Raw genomic sequence first — 18,985 nt, 5'->3', positions numbered from 1 at the left:
CGAAGTCTGAGTTGTCAGGCATTACTGCCGCAACACTTTTTAAATTTTTTTCCTGAACCACAGGGGCAGGGATCGTTACGACCGAATTGCGGACGTGTGCCGTCAATATAATACCATTGCCCGCTGTCCTTTAAGAACCGTGAGCGTTCAATGATGGCGCCGGGTTTGTTTTGTTCGCTAAAGCGGGCGACAAAACTGACATAGCCCTCGTTGGCATCGCGGCCGGGAGCGGCATCAAAGATGGTAAGGCCCAGCCAGACGGTGTTGGCAAATCCGGCTTCAATCTCTTGCCGAAAATCGGCAGCATCACAGGACGGATGCCAGGTTTTAATCAGGTAGTCTGCGTTTTTGATCACAAAAGCAGTATACCGCGAGCGCATAAGGTGTGACGGGTCTGGTGCAACCTGCTCGCCAGAAAGATATCGCTGGCAACATAGGCTATACTCCAGAGCGCTACCACAGGGGCAGAGTTGAGACACGATTCTCTTCCTGGAACAAAAAATAAGGCGTTAAACGCTTAAGGTAGCAATATGTTAACTGAGCAGGTGCGTTGACGCTATGTCGGGAATCCAGGGGAAGTAAAACAGGGCTAATGAGAAAGGTAAAAATTGGACTGGCGTTGGGCTCAGGTGCAGCCCGGGGTTGGTCACATATTGGCGTTATCAATACCTTAAACCAGATGGGGATTGACGTTGATATTGTCGCAGGATGTTCTATCGGGTCGCTGGTCGGATCCGCGTACGCCTGCGGTAAGCTCCCGCAGCTTGAAAGCTGGGTGCGCTCCTTTAGTTACTGGGATGTACTGCGCCTGATGGATCTCTCCTGGCAGCGTGGCGGCCTGCTGCGCGGCGAACGCGTATTCAATCAGTTTCGTAAGATAATGCCCCTCGCTGACTTCAGCCACTGCCAAATGCCTTTCGGCGCCGTTGCAACCAACCTCAGTACGGGCAGGGAGTTATGGCTCACCGAAGGGGATATTCATCTCGCCGTTCGCGCATCCTGTAGCATGCCTGGGTTAATGGCGCCTGTGCCTCATAATGGCTACTGGCTCGTTGATGGTGGCGTGGTGAATCCTGTCCCCATCTCTCTGACGCGCGCCATGGGGGCAGATATCGTCATAGCAGTGGATTTACAGCACGACGCTCACCTTATGCAGCAGGATTTGATGCCGGTTAATCTTCAGAGCGATGATGCGGAAGAAGAGAAACTTGCCTGGCATGCGCGTTTACGCGGCAGAATAGGGCGCCTGACTGCCCGTCGCACGGTGACCGCGCCGAACGCCATTGAAATCATGACGACCTCCATTCAAATTCTTGAGAATCGCCTGAAGCGAAACCGTATGGCTGGCGATCCTCCGGATATTCTTATTCAGCCCTATTGTCCACAAATCTCTACCCTTGATTTCCACCGGGCTGAGGCCGCCATAGCAGCGGGCTCGTTAGCCGTCGAAAAGAAAATAGATGAACTGTTGCCTTTTGTGCGTACAGCACGTTAAGCACTTTTTTGATTACTTCAGCAAAATCTGACAGGCGATAGTACCAATAGCATGCCACTATTGAGTAACTGTCAGCCAGGGGAGGAACCATGACACAGCCATTGGCCGGAAAACATATTTTGATAGTAGAAGACGAGCCCGTTTTCCGATCGCTACTGGATTCGTGGTTATCCTCACTGGGTGCAACCACGTCCCTTGCCGAAGATGGCGTCGAGGCACTGGAAAAAATGGCCAGCATGGCGCCTGATCTGATGATCTGCGATCTCGAGATGCCGCGCATGGACGGATTAATGCTGGTGGAAAACCTGCGTAACGAAGGTTATCAGACACCGATACTGGTGATCTCGGCAACCGAAAATATGGCGGAAATTGCTAAGGCGTTGCGTTTGGGTGTGCAGGATATCCTGCTCAAACCGGTTAAAGATTTAAACCGACTGCGTGAAACGGTGTTGGCCTGCCTGTATCCCAATATGTTTAATTCCCGGGTGGAAGAAGAAGAACGTCTTTTCCAGGACTGGGATGCTTTAGTCAGTAATCCGCTCGCGGCCGCGAAGCTGCTTCAGGAACTTCAGCCGCCGGTGCAGCAAAATATCTCTCATTGCAGAGTAAATTATCGCCAGCTGGTAGCGGCTGACCAGCCTGGACTGGTGCTGGATATTGCGCCGCTATCAGATTCCGACCTCGCTTTTTATTGCCTGGATGTTACCCGAGCGGGAGATAACGGCGTTCTGGCGGCCTTATTACTCCGTGCGCTGTTTAATGGATTGCTACAGGAACAATTATCCCATCAGGGGCAACGACTTCCTGAGTTAGGCAGTTTACTAAAACAGGTCAACCAACTTTTTCGCCAGGCCAATTTGCCGGGGCAGTTCCCGCTTCTGGTTGGCTATTATCACAGCGGGTTGAATAACCTTATTCTGGTCTCTGCTGGATTAAATGCCACGCTGAATACCGGCGAACACCATATACAGGTGAGTAACGGTGTGCCGTTGGGAACGTTGGGTAATACTTACCTTAATCAAATTAGCCATCGCTGCACCTCCTGGCAGTGCCAAATTTGGGGTGCCGGTGGGCGGTTACGCTTAATGTTGTCCACGGAGTAAGCAGTCAGGTTTTATTTTTCAGATTGCTGTACCTGTGTTTTTGCTGGCAGTGCTACTATCGCTGCAAGTTTCATGCGTATTTGTCTTAATTGATCGGCAACGCGTTCTTTTCAGACCCGTATTAGTGGCTGAGACTGTATACTCAACGCGTTATTCAATGCATAAAAGTTCAAAACTTGAACAGTTCAGGAGAATTTCAATGGCTGCCCTAAATTCGAAAGTCAGAAAGGCCGTTATCCCGGTGGCGGGATTGGGTACCAGGATGTTGCCAGCGACGAAGGCAATCCCAAAAGAGATGCTGCCTCTGGTTGATAAGCCATTAATCCAGTATGTCGTGAATGAGTGTATTGCGGCAGGTATCACCGAAATTGTGCTGGTGACGCATTCATCTAAAAACTCAATCGAAAACCATTTCGATACCAGTTTCGAACTCGAAGCAATGCTGGAAAAACGCGTAAAGCGCCAGCTGCTGGAGGAAGTGCAGTCTATTTGCCCTCCACACGTTACCATTATGCAGGTTCGTCAGGGCCTGGCGAAGGGCCTGGGGCACGCAGTATTGTGTGCACATCCGGTAGTGGGTGATGAGCCGGTCGCGGTTATTCTGCCAGACGTGATCCTTGATGAGTATGAGTCCGATCTTTCCCAGGAAAACCTGGCGGAAATGATTAAACGCTTCGACGAAACCGGCAGCAGCCAGATTATGGTTGAGCCAGTCGACGATGTGACTGCTTACGGTGTGGTTGACTGCAAAGGTGTTGCCCTGCAACCTGGTGAAAGCGTACCAATGGTTGGCGTTGTTGAAAAACCTAAAGCGGACGTCGCGCCGTCTAACCTTGCTGTCGTTGGCCGTTACGTACTGAGTGCTGAAATCTGGGCGCTGCTGGCCAAAACGCCTCCGGGTGCGGGCGATGAAATCCAGCTGACGGATGCTATCGATATGCTGATCGAGAAAGAGACCGTGGAAGCCTACCATATGAAAGGTAAGAGCCATGACTGCGGTAATAAGCTCGGTTATATGCAGGCATTCGTCGAATATGGCATTCGCCATAACAGCCTGGGTGAAGAATTTAAAGCCTGGCTCAAAGGTAGCGTGGGTATTAAGTAATAAACTCACGGACCAGTGAACAAGACCGGTGTGGCGATGCCCACCGGTTTTTTTATGCCTGTCGATCCGTAATTGGCTGGAGATTGTCAAGGACGTTAAATAGTGAGCCAGGCAATATGACAGAATGTAAGGAGATGTTTGGGGAATATTATGGGCATAAAAAATCCCGCATTAAGCGGGATTTTTCAGAATCTTTCCAGATTAATCCTTGATCAGGAAGTCATCCAGTTGTTTACCTTGTTCGTCCATAGCTTTCTTGATTACAGCAGGAGTACGACCCTGGCCGGTCCAGGTTTTCTCTTCGCCGTTCTCGTCGATGTAGCTATATTTAGCAGGACGTGCTGCGCGTTTTGCTTTGGTACCGGTTTTAGCCGCAGCCATGCTGTTCAGCAATTCGTTTGGATCGATACCATCGGCAATCAGCATTTCGCGATACTGTTGCAGTTTACGTGTACGTTCTTCGATTTCAGCCGCTGCTGCGCTTTCTTCTTCACGACGTTCGTTAACGACAACTTCTAATTTTTCGAGCATCTCTTCAAGCGTTTCAAGGGTACATTCTCTTGCCTGCGCACGAAGAGTACGGATGTTGTTCAGAATTTTAAGTGCTTCGCTCATTGTAGTAATCTCAAACTTATAATGGGGGTGGGTTTGTTGTCCTAATAATAGAGCGTTAATTTCACTTGTGCAATAGGTTGGAATGTAAGGAATTCAAAAAATACAAAATTAATGACGCTATTATTAATTACGCTAACTTAAATTTCATTGTTTGCTGGGGCGATGAGATATCGTTTCAAACGGCAAAAGCGCGTCATTTGCATGTTTGTTTTGTGACTTTTACCTCAGGAATTATAGTTGCGGTTGATAAATATCAGCCTTTCGTATTACTCCGGCTAAGCGCAGCGAACAGAAGAATAGTTAATAAATAGTGAATTTTAAAGATTGCAGAAGCCACTATAAAAAGAAGTGTTATCTCCGGTGTCGAGTTCGCCTTATTGTCCGTGCTAAAAGCCTTTACTGTCTGTTTTAACGCATTATTTTGCGCTATCAACGAAGAGTTTATTGGTGCAGAACAGCCTGGAGCACGCAGCCCGCCGCTGATGACAATACAAAATATGGTACAATGATCCATCGGGAATATTACACATTGATTAGGGTTCTTCGGCCAATGGCACAACTTTATTTCTACTATTCGGCAATGAATGCAGGGAAATCGACGGCGTTACTGCAATCCTCATACAATTATCAGGAGCGGGGGATGCGTACCGTAGTTTATACCGCCGAAATCGACGATCGCTTTGGGGCAGGGAAGGTAAGCTCAAGAATAGGGCTCTCGTCGCCTGCAAGGCTGTTTAACCCTGAAACGGACCTGCTTGAGGACATTCGTGCCCAGCATGCCTCTAAGCCTGTCCATTGCGTGCTGGTAGATGAAAGCCAGTTCCTGACCCGTGAGCAGGTCCATGCGCTTTCAGAGGTCGTTGATGAGCTGGATATTCCCGTTCTTTGCTATGGATTACGCACTGACTTTCGCGGTGAGTTATTTGCCGGTAGCCAGTATCTGCTCGCCTGGTCGGATAAGCTGGTTGAGCTGAAAACTATCTGCTTTTGTGGCCGCAAGGCAAGTATGGTTCTTCGCCTGGACCAGTCGGGTAAGCCTTATGCTGATGGCGAGCAGGTGGTGATAGGGGGCAATGAACGTTATGTCTCGGTCTGCCGCAAGCATTATAAAGAGGCGCTGGCTGTAGGCTCGCTGACGGCGTTACAGGGCGACAATCGCAAATAAAAAAAATGTCTTACGGATCCTCAGATATAAAAAAACCCGCCAGCGGCGGGTTTTTTTTCACACTGTCAATCAAGCATTTTTCTTCGCTTTCTTGTCAGCCTTTACAACTGCGGGGATGTCAACTTTTACGGCAGCGACATCGCTTTCAGTGAAGTTACGACCGTAATAGGTATCCAGCAGGATCTGTTTCAGTTCGGAAATCAGTGGGTAGCGCGGGTTAGCACCAGTACACTGGTCATCGAATGCATCTTCAGACAGCTTATCTACGTGAGCGAGGAAGTCAGCTTCCTGAACGCCTGCTTCGCGGATAGATTTAGGAATACCCAGTTCAGCCTTCAGGCTTTCCAGCCATGCCAGCAGTTTCTCGATCTTCGCTGCAGTACGGTCGCCCGGTGCGCTCAGACCCAGGTGGTCTGCGATTTCAGCGTAGCGACGACGAGCTTGCGGACGGTCGTACTGGCTGAATGCAGTCTGCTTGGTTGGGTTGTCGTTGGCGTTATAGCGGATAACGTTGCTGATCAACAGGGCGTTCGCCAGACCGTGAGGAATGTGGAACTGTGAACCCAGCTTGTGCGCCATGGAGTGACAGACACCCAGGAAGGCGTTAGCAAATGCAATGCCCGCGATGGTTGCCGCACTGTGTACACGTTCACGAGCTACAGGGTTTTTCGAACCTTCGTTGTAAGAAGCTGGCAAGTTTTCTTTCAGCAGTTTCAGTGCCTGTAAAGCCTGACCGTCAGAGAACTCAGAAGCCAGTACGGAAACGTAAGCTTCCAGGGCGTGAGTTACCGCATCCAGACCACCGAACGCACACAGTGATTTCGGCATTTCCATGACCAGGTTGGCGTCAACGATAGCCATATCTGGCGTCAGTGCGTAGTCAGCCAGCGGATATTTCTGACCCGTTGCGTCATCAGTCACAACAGCAAATGGCGTCACTTCTGAACCGGTACCGGAAGTGGTGGTGACGGCGATCATTTTCGCTTTCACGCCCATTTTCGGGAACTTGTAGATACGTTTACGGATATCCATAAAGCGCAGCGCCAGTTCTTCGAAGTGGGTTTCCGGATGCTCGTACATGACCCACATAATTTTCGCGGCGTCCATTGGGGAACCGCCACCCAGTGCGATGATCACATCAGGTTTGAAGGAGTTAGCCAGTTCAGCGCCTTTACGTACAACGCTCAGGGTTGGGTCAGCTTCAACTTCAAAGAAGACTTCAGTTTCGACGCCAGACGCTTTCAGAACAGAGGTGATTTGGTCTGCATAGCCATTGTTGAACAGGAAACGGTCAGTCACGATGAGCGCACGTTTGTGGCCATCAGTAATCACTTCGTCCAGCGCGATTGGCAGAGAGCCGCGGCGGAAGTAGATAGATTTCGGAAGTTTGTGCCACAACATGTTTTCAGCTCGCTTAGCAACGGTTTTCTTGTTGATCAGGTGTTTTGGACCAACGTTTTCAGAGATGGAGTTACCACCCCAGGAACCACAACCCAGAGTCAGGGAAGGTGCGAGTTTGAAGTTATACAGGTCACCGATACCACCCTGAGAAGCAGGGGTGTTGATCAGAATACGTGCCGTCTTCATCTTCTGACCGAAGTAAGCAACACGCTCTGGCTGGTTATCCTGGTCGGTGTACAGGCAAGAGGTGTGGCCGATACCGCCCATCGCCACCAGCTTCTCTGCTTTTTCTACCGCGTCATCGAAATCTTTCGCACGGTACATTGCCAGTGTCGGGGATAGTTTTTCGTGAGCAAACGGCTCACTTTCATCAACGACGTTCACTTCACCAATCAGAATCTTGGTGGTAGCAGGGACGCTAAAGCCGGCGAGTTCAGCGATTTTATACGCTGGCTGACCTACGATAGCTGCGTTCAGTGCACCATTTTTCAGAATCACGTCCTGAACGGCTTTCAGTTCTTTACCTTGCAACAGGTAGCCGCCGTGGCTGGCGAAACGTTCACGAACGGCGTCGTATACCGAATCAACCACGACAACTGACTGTTCAGATGCACAGATAACGCCGTTATCGAAGGTTTTTGACATCAGCACAGAGGCAACTGCACGCTTGATATCTGCCGTTTCGTCGATCACAACAGGGGTATTACCTGCGCCTACGCCGATGGCTGGTTTACCGGAGCTGTATGCTGCTTTAACCATACCAGGACCGCCGGTCGCCAGGATTAGGTTAATGTCCGGGTGATGCATCAGGGCGTTGGACAGTTCAACAGAAGGCTGGTCGATCCAACCGATCAGATCTTTTGGCGCACCCGCAGCAATGGCAGCCTGAAGCACGATATCCGCTGCTTTGTTGGTGGCGTCTTTCGCACGTGGATGCGGGGAGAAAATGATTGCGTTACGTGTTTTCAGACTGATAAGAGATTTGAAGATGGCGGTAGAGGTTGGGTTAGTGGTTGGAACGATACCGCAAATAATGCCGATGGGTTCAGCGATAGTGATGGTGCCAAAAGTGTCGTCTTCTGACAGCACACCGCAGGTTTTCTCATCTTTATAGGCGTTGTAGATATACTCTGAAGCAAAGTGGTTTTTGATCACTTTATCTTCAACGATACCCATACCGGATTCGGCAACGGCCATTTTAGCGAGAGGGATTCGAGCATCTGCAGCAGCCAGAGCGGCCGCGCGGAAGATTTTATCAACCTGTTCTTGGGTGAAATTGGCATATTCACGCTGGGCTTTTTTCACGCGCTCGACGAGGGCGTTCAGTTCAGCGATATTGGTAACAGCCATAATGCTCTCCTGATAATGTTTAAACTCTTTTAGTAAACCAGCGCTCGATACGTCTGACAGTATAGTCAGAGCCGATCCCACTTGCGTAACACACAGTAAAACAAAGGATTACTCACTGCTTCCGCTCACTAACTTACTAAAAGAGCCTTACCTTAGCATCATACCTTTTTGATAGGTGATCTCCCTGGCGGCGTAACCAAGATTACTCACTTCTGAGTACGAAAATTATGATCAAGATCAATTTTGTCCTAAGCTGATACCTTTCAGCAGGGTTATTTTGTGCTAATTATTCCAGTGTTAAATAATTAAGTAACTATTGGAAGTGGCGCTATCATTGATTATACAAATGTTTAACATCATGAATTGATAACGTTTTAGAACAGATTTCTGGTGAAGTGTGCGGCTAAAAAGCGTATCTTCAGCGCGGATTTATCATTACACGCTGTCTCTCCCTGACCATGCTCAATTGCGGAGCTTAATGTGATTCAAACGCTCTTTGATTTCCCTACATATTTCAAGTTTTTTATTGGCTTGTTTGCCCTGGTCAACCCGGTAGGGATTATCCCTGTCTTCATCAGTATGACCAGTTATCAGACAGCTGCCGCGCGAAATAAAACCAACCTGACGGCAAACCTGTCGGTGGCGATTATCTTGCTTACGTCTCTTTATCTGGGGGACGCCATTCTTCAGGTCTTCGGCATCTCGATTGATTCGTTCCGAATAGCAGGCGGGATCCTGGTGGTGACGATTGCCATGTCGATGATCAGCGGCAAGCTGGGGGAGGATAAACAGAACAAGCAGGAAAAATCAGAGACAGCTATCCGCGAGAGCATCGGCGTGGTGCCACTGGCACTGCCGCTGATGGCGGGCCCGGGGGCAATCAGCTCTACCATTGTATGGGGAACACGCTATCACAGCCTGATGCACCTGATTGGCTTCTCTGTCGCCATTGCCCTGTTCGCACTTTGCTGCTGGGGCGTATTTCGTATGGCACCATGGCTGGTTCGCTTGCTGGGACAAACGGGCATCAACGTGATTACCCGTATCATGGGTCTGTTATTAATGGCGTTAGGCATCGAATTTATCGTTACCGGTATAAAAAGTATATTCCCCGGATTAGTACACTGACTTTCGTTTGAAAGAGCGGAGCCAGCGGCTCCGTTTTTTTACGTGAATATCAGCAAATCATATAAATAAAGTTGAAATACGCACCAGCCATAATAAGTTCTACTAATAACCCTCTTTTGTTGATTTTCAAGAGGTTGTTTATTTTCAGTTTGCTTCTCTGCCCATAAATCCTTCAAACGCTCTGTTATTTTACTCACATGATACTCTGGGGCTTGCTGACAGATAACCGAAATGATATTAGTAATTTCGACGCTGACCCAGACGAATGTGCTAAATAATAACCAGATGTTAAATTTTCGTGAAAAATCGTTCGAATTTGTCATGTCATCGCACCAGTCACGAGAGAACTCTACAACTGAATGTTTTGTAAGGGTTTTACTTGTTTTTGGTGTGAAAGGTCGTCGGCGGCATAGCTACGCCTGACTCCGTAAAAGAGAAATGCTTAACAAATTTGCAAAATGTATTGGCGAGAGTTGGCACCATTTGGTACTTTCCGGCCTTATATTTTGCGGCATTAAACAAGTTGATGAGAACTATTTTCATATAGACCTCACTTAAGCTTTCCAGCACACCTCACTGACAGGGGAGAGGTGTAAAGAATCGACGCAAGATCGCCGTACGAGCGGTCAGTAATAATGAAGTCGATGATAGCAAGAAGTAAAAAAAGAACCTGACAGCAGCAAAAAAAACTCCTGCGCTGTACAGGCCCCAACAGGGGATTACACAACTGGCGAAGGCCAGTCATAATAATGAGTGGAGTATCAACACAATGTCCATCATCACAAAAAAAAGTCTGGTAGCGGCGGGGATTTTAACTGCGCTAATCGCGGGCAACGCTGCAATGGCTGCGGACGTTCCTGCTGGTGTTCAGCTGGCTGAGAAGCAAACGCTGGTACGTAATAACGGTGCGGAAGTGCAGTCTCTTGATCCGCACAAAATTGAAGGTGTTCCAGAGTCTAACGTTAACCGCGATCTGTTTGAAGGTCTGCTGGTGACTGACGTAGACGGCCACCCGGCTCCGGGCGTGGCGGAAAAATGGGACAACAAAGATTTTAAAGTCTGGACCTTCCATCTGCGTAAAGATGCCAAATGGTCTGACGGTACGCCGGTTACCGCCGAAGATTTCGTCTATAGCTGGCAGCGTCTGGCGGATCCGAATACCGCCTCCCCGTACGCGAGTTACCTCCAGTATGGCCATATCGCCAATATTGATGACATCATCACGGGTAAAAAGCCCGTAACCGACCTGGGCGTAAAAGCCATCGATGCCAACACTTTTGAAGTGACGTTGAGCGAACCTGTTCCGTACTTCTATAAGTTGCTGGTTCACCCGTCCGTTTCTCCGGTACCAAAATCCGCGGTAGAAAAATTTGGTGAAAAATGGACGCAGCCTGCGAATATCGTGACCAACGGTGCATATAAGCTGAAGGACTGGGTCGTTAACGAGCGTATGGTGCTGGAGCGCAACCCGCAGTATTGGGATAATGCCAAGACGGTTATCAATCAGGTCACCTACCTGCCAATCTCTTCTGAGGTAACGGACGTAAACCGCTACCGCAGCGGCGAAATCGACATGACCTATAACAACATGCCGATTGAACTTTTCCAGAAGCTGAAAAAAGAGATCCCGAAAGAAGTTCACGTCGATCCGTATCTGTGCACCTACTATTATGAAATTAACAACCAGAAAGCACCGTTCACCGACGTACGTGTTCGTACCGCACTGAAGCTGGCTCTGGATCGCGACATTATCGTGAATAAAGTGAAGAATCAGGGCGACCTGCCGGCTTACAGCTACACCCCGCCTTACACCGACGGTATGAAGCTTGTTGAACCTGAATGGTTCAAATGGTCCCAGGAAAAACGTAACGAAGAAGCGAAAAAGCTGCTGGCTGAAGCGGGCTATACCGCCGACAAGCCGCTGACGTTTAGTCTGCTGTACAACACCTCCGATCTGCATAAAAAACTGGCTATTGCCGTCGCGTCAATCTGGAAGAAAAATCTCGGCGTGAACGTGAAGCTGGAAAATCAGGAATGGAAAACCTTCCTCGATACGCGCCATCAGGGAACCTTTGACGTGGCACGTGCAGGATGGTGTGCGGACTATAACGAACCGACCTCATTCCTGAACACCATGCTCAGCGACAGTTCGAACAATACCGCACACTATAAGAGCCCGGCGTTTGATAAGCTGATTGGCGATACCCTGAAAGTGGCAGATGACGCCCAGCGCGCCGATCTGTACGCGAAATCAGAACAACAGCTCGATAAAGACTCTGCGATCGTTCCGGTTTACTACTACGTTAACGCCCGCCTGGTGAAACCATGGGTAGGGGGTTATACCGGTAAAGACCCGTTGGATAATATTTCCGTTAAGAATCTTTATATTATCAAGCATTAATGGCAATACGTGGGGCGAGCGAACTTGCCCCACTGTGTCTATTTTGTAACATTCATCAGGCACACGCCAGAAGGTACGGGCAATGTTGAAATTTATCCTGCGTCGCTGTCTTGAAGCGATTCCAACGTTATTTATTCTAATTACAATTTCCTTCTTTATGATGCGTCTTGCGCCGGGCAGTCCTTTTACCGGTGAACGCACGCTTCCGCCAGAAGTTATGGCCAACATCGAAGCGAAATATCATTTAAACGATCCTATCACCACGCAGTACTTCAACTATCTGAAGCAACTTGCACACGGTGATTTTGGTCCGTCATTCAAATATAAAGACTATTCCGTTAACGACCTGGTGGCGTCCAGCTTCCCGGTATCGGCTAAATTAGGGGCTGCTGCATTTATCCTGGCCGTTGTTCTCGGTGTCACTGCGGGCGTTATCGCCGCACTAAAACAAAATACCCGATGGGATTACGCCGTAATGGGGGTCGCAATGACCGGGGTGGTTATCCCCAGCTTCGTTGTCGCGCCGTTGCTGGTCATGATATTCGCGATAACCCTTAAATGGCTGCCCGGGGGCGGCTGGAATGGCGGGGCGCTGAAGTTCATGATATTGCCGATGGTGGCATTATCTCTGGCCTACATTGCCAGTATCGCCCGTATTACGCGTGGTTCAATGATTGAAGTCCTGCATTCGAACTTTATCCGTACCGCCCGAGCGAAAGGGTTGCCGATGCGCCGGATTATTTTCCGTCACGCTCTCAAGCCTGCACTGTTACCGGTGCTCTCCTATATGGGTCCTGCTTTCGTCGGCATTATTACGGGTTCAATGGTGATTGAAACCATTTATGGCCTGCCGGGCATCGGGCAGTTGTTTGTTAACGGGGCGCTTAACCGTGACTATTCGCTGGTGCTGAGCCTGACGATCCTCGTGGGCGCGCTGACCATTCTGTTTAATGCCGTTGTCGATGTGCTGTATGCCGTTATCGATCCGAAAATCCGTTACTAACTGGAGCACGCCATGATGTTGAGTAAGAAAAACAGCGAGGCGCTGGAAAACTTCAGTGAAAAGCTGGAGGTCGAAGGTCGTAGCCTTTGGCAGGACGCCCGCCGTCGTTTTATGCATAACCGTGCCGCCGTTGCCAGCCTGGTCGTGCTGGTGCTTATCGCGCTTTTCGTAACCCTTGCGCCAATGCTCTCTCAGTTCACCTATTTCGATACGGACTGGGGCATGATGTCCAGCGCGCCGGATATGGAATCCGGGCACTATTTCGGTACCGACTCCTCCGGGCGTGATTTGCTGGTGCGTGTGGCGATTGGCGGCCGTATCTCCCTGATGGTTGGCATCGCAGCGGCGCTGGTGGCGGTAATTGTCGGCACGCTTTACGGTTCGCTTTCCGGTTACCTCGGCGGGAAAGTGGACTCCGTGATGATGCGTATGCTTGAAATCCTGAACTCCTTCCCGTTCATGTTCTTCGTCATTCTGCTGGTGACCTTCTTTGGTCAAAATATCCTGCTGATTTTCGTGGCGATTGGGATGGTGTCCTGGCTGGATATGGCGCGTATTGTGCGCGGCCAGACGCTGAGCCTTAAACGTAAGGAGTTTATCGAAGCCGCACAGGTTGGTGGCGTTTCTACCGCCAATATTGTGGTGCGTCATATCGTTCCTAACGTGCTGGGCGTGGTGGTGGTATACGCCTCCCTGCTGGTGCCAAGTATGATCTTGTTTGAATCTTTCCTGAGCTTCCTGGGATTAGGTACGCAAGAGCCGTTGAGTAGCTGGGGCGCTCTGTTAAGTGACGGCGCAAACTCCATGGAAGTGTCACCGTGGTTACTGCTGTATCCGGCGGGCTTCCTGGTCGTCACCCTGTTCTGTTTCAACTTTATCGGCGATGGCCTGCGTGATGCCCTCGACCCGAAAGACCGTTAAGGAGCGCCGTCATGACCATTATTGAAACGGCAACCGCGCCACAGGCGCAACAGCGGACCAGCGCACTGCTGGACGTTAAAGACCTCCGCGTGACGTTTAAAACCCCCGACGGTGATGTGACTGCCGTTAACGATCTCAACTTCGACCTGCGTGCCGGTGAAACGCTGGGCATTGTGGGCGAATCCGGTTCCGGTAAATCCCAGACCGCATTCGCGCTGATGGGCCTGCTGGCATCAAACGGCGTGATAGGGGGTTCGGCGACTTTTAACGGGAAAGAGATCCTGAATTTGCCGGAACATGAGCTGAACAAGCTACGCGCCGAGCAGATTTCAATGATTTTCCAGGATCCGATGACCTCCCTGAACCCCTATATGCGGGTGGGTGAACAGCTGATGGAAGTGCTGATGCTCCACAAGGGGCTGGGCAAAGCCGAAGCGTTTGAAGAGTCCGTCAAAATGCTGGATGCGGTGAAAATGCCTGAAGCACGCAAGCGCATGCGCATGTATCCGCACGAGTTCTCCGGCGGTATGCGTCAGCGAGTCATGATCGCGATGGCATTGCTTTGCCGGCCAAAACTGCTGATCGCTGATGAACCAACCACCGCTCTCGACGTGACCGTCCAGGCGCAGATCATGACGCTGCTGAACGAGCTGAAGCGTGAGTTCAACACCGCCATCATCATGATCACCCACGATTTAGGCGTCGTTGCCGGGATCTGCGACAAAGTGTTAGTCATGTATGCAGGCCGCACGATGGAATACGGTAATGCCCGCGATGTGTTCTACCAGCCAGCCCACCCGTACTCTATCGGGCTGCTGAATGCCGTACCGCGCCTCGATGCGGAAGGGGAGTCGCTGCTGACTATCCCTGGCAACCCGCCAAACCTGCTGCGTTTGCCAAAAGGCTGCCCGTTCCAGCCACGCTGTCCGCATGCGATGGAAATCTGTAACAGCGCACCGCCGCTGGAAGCGTTTGCCCCAGGCCGTCTACGCGCCTGCTTTAAGCCGCTGGAGGAGCTGGTATGAACGCAATCGACGAAAAAAGAAATGTGCTGCTCGAAATCGCTGACCTGAAGGTCCATTTCGATATCAAAGACGGTAAACAGTGGTTCTGGCAGCCAGCCAAAACCCTGAAAGCGGTGGATGGCGTCACGCTACGCCTGTACGAAGGGGAGACCCTGGGCGTGGTGGGCGAATCCGGCTGCGGCAAGTCGACGTTTGCGCGTGCGATCATCGGCCTGGTGAAAGCCACCGACGGGAAAGTGGCCTGGCTTGGCAAAGATCTGCTGGGGATGAAGCCGGATGAATGGCGCAATGTGCGCAGTGATATCCAGATGATTTTCCAGGATCCTCTGGCGTCCCTGAACCCGCGTATGACCATTGGCGAAATCATTGCCGAGCCGCTGCGCACCTATCATCCGAAGATGCCGCGCCAGGAAGTTCGCGATCGGGTGAAAGCGATGATGCTGAAGGTGGGTCTGTTGCCTAACCTCATCAACCGCTACCCTCACGAGTTTTCCGGCGGTCAGTGCCAGCGTATCGGTATCGCACGCGCGTTGATCCTTGAACCGAAACTGATTATCTGTGATGAGCCGGTTTCGGCGCTGGACGTTTCCATCCAGGCCCAGGTGGTTAACCTGCTACAGAAACTACAACGGGAAATGGGGCTGTCGCTGATCTTCATCGCCCACGATCTGGCGGTGGTAAAACACATTTCAGACCGTGTGCTGGTCATGTATCTGGGCCACGCCGTGGAACTGGGCACGTATGATGAGGTGTACCATAATCCGCTGCACCCTTATACCAAAGCGCTGATGTCTGCGGTTCCCGTTCCGGATCCCGATCTGGAAAAAAATAAAACCATTCAGCTTCTGGAAGGTGAACTGCCTTCGCCAATCAACCCGCCTTCAGGCTGCGTATTCCGTACGCGATGCCCAATAGCCGGGCCGGAATGTGCAAAAACACGGCCGGTTCTGGAGGGCAGTTTCCGACATGCGGTTTCCTGCCTGAAAGTAGACCCGTTATAATCGCAAGGGCTGACATGATGTCAGCCCTTATTTTTTAGAGGTTAATGTGTCGCGATTATTCACGTCGGCCCGTCAGCGGCTTTATCACCTTTTATTTGATCCAGAAACGGTTTCCGGTCGCCGTTTCGAGGGTCTGTGTGGCTTATTTGCGCTGATTAGCGTCATTATTATCTTTATCGAATCCGGTGCCGGAACGCAGTACCACATGACGTATGAGGAGTGGCACGTTTTTGTCTGGCTGGAATTGATCGTCACGCTGGTGTTTACCGCAGAGTATGTGCTGAGGGTCATTAGCTGGCCAAATCCAGCGAAATACGTTTTCAGCTTCTGGGGATTTATTGATTTAGCCACTATCCTGCCGCTGTATGTCATGTGGCTGTGGCCTGAGATCAGCCTGAATTATGTGTTTGCCTGGCGCGCAATGCGGGCGATTCGTGTGTTACGAATTCTGAAGCTGCTGCGCTTTATGCCGTCGCTGAGGGTTTTTTGGGTCGCCATTGTCAGCGCCCGCCACCAGCTTATTCTCTTCTATTCGTTTATTGCTATCGTGATGATCGTTTTTGGCTCCCTGATGTATTTAATCGAAGGGCCAAAATACGGGTTTACCACGCTTAATGCGTCGGTTTACTGGGCTATCGTCACGGTGACCACCGTGGGCTATGGCGATATTACACCGCATACGCCGCTCGGACGTATTGTGGCATCGGTTCTTATCCTGATCGGTTATTCGGTGATAGCGATACCGACGGGGCTAATTACCACCCATATGAGCAGCGCCTTCCAGAACAGCAAGCAGCAACGCAAATGTCCGAATTGTCAGCAGGGAAATCATGAACCCGGGGCGCGGTTTTGTCACCGCTGTGGAAATGCCTTGCCGGATTAAATAAAAAAGGCTGCGCGGGCAGCCTTTTTTATTATTCGCGCCAGAGAATATGGCACAGCTTATGGTCTTTCTCGCGGCACAGCAGGACGCGGGCAAAGATGTCGTTAATTTCTCCGCCGTCTTCATCTGCCAGGCCAATTACCACCTCAGCGAAGAAGTCCGGGTTGAGATCAAAATCGACGTGTTCGGCCCAGTCTTCAGACGGATCGAACAGCTCAGCACCGCCACGCTCTTCAAATTGCAGGTTGAAAAGAATGACGTCAGCAGGGTCGAGATTATCGACTGCCAGCTCGAGAAAAATATCGTAGGCCTGTTCGAGCGTTTCGTCTTCGGTCAGGCGATTGTTCAGATCCATTTCCATGATGACTACCTGTTAAACATCGTTGGGCACGTTTTACAGCAACGGACTAAAGAAGTAAAACAGTCGTTCGGCAATTCGCTGCCACAGCGGACGTTTCGCCCACAGTCTGGCGTCCAGCAGGCGTGAGCGGGAGATATAATCATCCTGAACCGCCGCCAGATCGCCGCCGAAACCGGCGTCATCAATGACCAGCGTAATTTCAAAATTCAGCCACAGACTGCGCATATCGAGGTTGACGGTACCCACCAGGCTCAGCTCTCCGTCTACCAGCACGCTCTTGGTGTGTAACAGACCGCCTTCGAACTGATAGATTTTAACGCCCGCGGCCAGCAGCTCACTAAAGAACGCGCGACTTGCCCACCCGACCAGCAGCGAATCGTTCTTGCGCGGCATAATAATGCTCACATCCACTCCGCGCTGTGCCGCTGTACAGATGGCGTGCAGAAGGTCGTCGCTGGGGACGAAATAGGGCGTGGTCATGATCAGATATTCCCGCGCTGAGTACGCGGCGGTAAGCAGTGCCTGATGGATCAGATCTTCCGGGAAGCCAGGACCGGAGGCGATAGTGTGGATAGTGTGCCCGCTGGCTTCCTCAAACGGCATGATATTGCCATCCGGCGGCGGGGGAAGAATGCGTTTACCGGTTTCAATTTCCCAGTCGCACGAATAGACGATGCCCATCGAGGTTGCCACTGGACCTTCCATGCGAGCCATCAAATCGATCCATTGCCCCACGCCGGAATCCTGTTTAAAGAAGCGGGGGTCGACCATGTTCATGCTGCCGGTGTAGGCGATATAGTTATCGATCAGGACCATTTTCCGGTGCTGACGAAGATCCATGCGGCGCAGAAAGACGCGCATAAGATTCACTTTCAGCGCCTCGACCACCTCGATACCGGCGTTGCGCATCATGCCTGCCCACGGGCTACGGAAAAAGGCCACGCTGCCGGCGGAGTCCAGCATCAGGCGGCAGTGGATACCGCGACGTGCAGCGGCCATCAGCGATTCGGCGACCTGGTCCGCCATGCCGCCCGGCTGCCAGATATAAAACACCATCTCGATATTATGCCGGGCGAGCTGGATATCACGGATCAGCGCCTGCATCACGTCATCGGAAGAGGTCATCAGTTGCAGCTGATTGCCTTTTACCCCAGCAATGCCCTGGCGGCGTTCGCACAGCTTGAACAAAGATGCGGCCACGCTGCTGTTCTCTTCGGCGAAGATATGCTTGCAGGCTTTAAGGTCGGCAAGCCATTTTGCCGTGGAGGGCCACATGGCACGGGCGCGTTCGGCCCGGCGTTTACCCAGATGAAGTTCACCGAAAGAGAGATAGGCGATGATGCCCACCAGCGGCAGAATGTAGATAATCAGAAGCCAGGCCATGGCGGAAGGTACCGCTCTGCGTTTCATCAGAATGCGCAACGTCACCCCGGCAATTAACAGCCAGTATCCTAAAATGACCAGCCAACTCACCACGGTGTAGAAGGTTGTCATAAATAAAAAATCCTTTTGAAAGCGTATTGTTATGAGTTTACGCATCAGGATTCATCTGGCAAATAAAAACGGCAGATAAAAGCGCTGGTTTGCCGCCTGCTTAGGCATATAATGGCATCTCTGTTAGAGAAAGAGTTGTAGACATGAAGCGCAGTAGAACTGAAGTAGGGCGCTGGCGCATGTTGCGACAGGTGAGTCGTCGTAAGGCTCGTTGGCTGGAAGCACAATCCCGCCGCAATATGCGTATCCACGCCATCAGAAAATGTGGCCTGAACAGACACCGTAACGCGCTGCTGTTCGCGGTCCAGGATATCTGAAAAGCATGAGGGGCACCGTAAAGGTGCCCATTAAACATCCAGACTATCAATCTTTGCAGTCTCCTCCCGTCTGCTTTCCACGATATACTACGTCCCCATAACGTCATGATATTAAAAGATGAATCCTTATCTCTGGATTTTTATTGCACTTTTGGCGCTGGATGCGCTCAGGGAAGGTTTAGGACTTTCGTCATTTTCCTCATTGGCAGATTATGTT

At 50.8% G+C, this 18,985-nt stretch carries 17 protein-coding genes; 12 read left to right on the top strand and 5 right to left on the bottom strand.

Translation table 11 applies throughout. The annotated features are described in order from the left end of the window. Positions 1 to 14: 14 nt before the first annotated feature. Positions 15 to 479, bottom strand: a complete 465-nt coding sequence (locus tag C3451_RS08685; protein WP_045622011.1) for a YchJ family protein — start codon at positions 477 to 479, stop codon at positions 15 to 17. 113 nt (positions 480 to 592) lie between these two features. On the opposite strand from C3451_RS08685, the gene rssA reads away from it, so the two are divergent. From rssA to galU, 3 genes are all read left to right on the top strand, one after another. Then, on the top strand, positions 593 to 1,495 hold the full coding sequence (gene rssA / locus C3451_RS08680) for a patatin-like phospholipase RssA (protein WP_022648357.1): 903 nt from the start codon (positions 593 to 595) through the stop codon (positions 1,493 to 1,495). Between the two features lie 89 nt (positions 1,496 to 1,584). After that, a complete protein-coding gene (rssB, locus tag C3451_RS08675) occupies positions 1,585 to 2,598 on the top strand; it encodes a two-component system response regulator RssB (protein ID WP_124304288.1) in 1,014 nt (337 codons plus the stop codon). Between the two features lie 199 nt (positions 2,599 to 2,797). Next, a complete protein-coding gene (gene galU / locus C3451_RS08670) occupies positions 2,798 to 3,703 on the top strand; it encodes a UTP--glucose-1-phosphate uridylyltransferase GalU (RefSeq protein WP_022648355.1) in 906 nt (301 codons plus the stop codon). Positions 3,704 to 3,904: 201 nt separating this feature from the next. On the opposite strand, the gene hns is transcribed toward galU, so the two are convergent. After that, positions 3,905 to 4,318 (bottom strand): histone-like nucleoid-structuring protein H-NS, encoded by a 414-nt coding sequence (gene hns, locus C3451_RS08665; protein WP_003856724.1) that lies wholly within the window; start codon positions 4,316 to 4,318, stop codon positions 3,905 to 3,907. Positions 4,319 to 4,868: 550 nt separating this feature from the next. Here hns and tdk point away from each other — a divergent pair. Next, positions 4,869 to 5,483, top strand: a complete 615-nt coding sequence (gene tdk / locus C3451_RS08660) for a thymidine kinase (protein WP_032622434.1) — start codon at positions 4,869 to 4,871, stop codon at positions 5,481 to 5,483. A 69-nt stretch (positions 5,484 to 5,552) separates the two neighbouring features. On the opposite strand, the gene adhE is transcribed toward tdk, so the two are convergent. After that, positions 5,553 to 8,234 carry a bifunctional acetaldehyde-CoA/alcohol dehydrogenase gene (gene adhE, locus C3451_RS08655; protein WP_045622008.1) on the bottom strand — a complete coding sequence of 894 codons (2,682 nt, stop codon included), beginning with the start codon at positions 8,232 to 8,234 and terminating at the stop codon, positions 5,553 to 5,555. A 480-nt stretch (positions 8,235 to 8,714) separates the two neighbouring features. Between adhE and C3451_RS08650 the strand changes: the two genes are divergently transcribed. The 7 genes from C3451_RS08650 to C3451_RS08620 all read left to right on the top strand — a co-directional run bounded on the left by C3451_RS08650 (position 8,715) and on the right by C3451_RS08620 (position 16,596). Then, the gene (locus tag C3451_RS08650) at positions 8,715 to 9,362 is read left to right on the top strand and encodes a YchE family NAAT transporter (RefSeq protein ID WP_017384236.1); all 648 of its coding nucleotides are present in this window, start codon (positions 8,715 to 8,717) and stop codon (positions 9,360 to 9,362) included. A gap of 769 nt (positions 9,363 to 10,131) precedes the next feature. After that, positions 10,132 to 11,763, top strand: coding sequence for an oligopeptide ABC transporter substrate-binding protein OppA (gene oppA / locus C3451_RS08645; protein WP_023300277.1), 1,632 nt, complete (start codon positions 10,132 to 10,134; stop codon positions 11,761 to 11,763). Positions 11,764 to 11,845: 82 nt separating this feature from the next. Next, positions 11,846 to 12,766, top strand: coding sequence for an oligopeptide ABC transporter permease OppB (gene oppB, locus C3451_RS08640; protein ID WP_003856738.1), 921 nt, complete (start codon positions 11,846 to 11,848; stop codon positions 12,764 to 12,766). Between the two features lie 12 nt (positions 12,767 to 12,778). Then, positions 12,779 to 13,687 (top strand): oligopeptide ABC transporter permease OppC, encoded by a 909-nt coding sequence (gene oppC / locus C3451_RS08635; protein WP_015570372.1) that lies wholly within the window; start codon positions 12,779 to 12,781, stop codon positions 13,685 to 13,687. An 11-nt stretch (positions 13,688 to 13,698) separates the two neighbouring features. Continuing rightward, on the top strand, positions 13,699 to 14,712 hold the full coding sequence (locus tag C3451_RS08630; protein ID WP_017384234.1) for an ABC transporter ATP-binding protein: 1,014 nt from the start codon (positions 13,699 to 13,701) through the stop codon (positions 14,710 to 14,712). Then, positions 14,709 to 15,713 (top strand): murein tripeptide/oligopeptide ABC transporter ATP-binding protein OppF, encoded by a 1,005-nt coding sequence (gene oppF / locus C3451_RS08625; RefSeq protein ID WP_022648351.1) that lies wholly within the window; start codon positions 14,709 to 14,711, stop codon positions 15,711 to 15,713. The genes C3451_RS08630 and oppF overlap by 4 nt, the downstream gene beginning before the upstream one ends. A 46-nt stretch (positions 15,714 to 15,759) precedes the next feature. Then, positions 15,760 to 16,596: an ion transporter gene (locus C3451_RS08620; protein ID WP_003856745.1), complete on the top strand. Its 837-nt coding sequence runs from the start codon at positions 15,760 to 15,762 to the stop codon at positions 16,594 to 16,596. Between the two features lie 31 nt (positions 16,597 to 16,627). Here C3451_RS08620 and C3451_RS08615 read toward each other — a convergent pair whose 3' ends face one another. Then, complete coding sequence (locus C3451_RS08615; RefSeq protein ID WP_006810881.1) at positions 16,628 to 16,957, bottom strand: HI1450 family dsDNA-mimic protein; 330 nt, start codon at positions 16,955 to 16,957, stop codon at positions 16,628 to 16,630. A 33-nt stretch (positions 16,958 to 16,990) separates the two neighbouring features. Further along, positions 16,991 to 18,451 (bottom strand): cardiolipin synthase, encoded by a 1,461-nt coding sequence (cls, locus tag C3451_RS08610; RefSeq protein ID WP_022648349.1) that lies wholly within the window; start codon positions 18,449 to 18,451, stop codon positions 16,991 to 16,993. A gap of 143 nt (positions 18,452 to 18,594) precedes the next feature. Between cls and C3451_RS08605 the strand changes: the two genes are divergently transcribed. Continuing rightward, a complete protein-coding gene (locus tag C3451_RS08605) occupies positions 18,595 to 18,768 on the top strand; it encodes a YciY family protein (protein WP_017384232.1) in 174 nt (57 codons plus the stop codon). Positions 18,769 to 18,985: the final 217 nt, after the last annotated feature.

It is taken from the genome of Enterobacter sp. 301B (assembly GCF_003850715.1).
In the GTDB taxonomy this organism is placed as follows: Bacteria; Pseudomonadota; Gammaproteobacteria; order Enterobacterales; family Enterobacteriaceae; genus Enterobacter; species Enterobacter intestinihominis.
The sequence above is the reverse complement of the archived record's forward strand: the minus strand, read 5'-3'. Positions and strand labels throughout refer to the sequence as shown.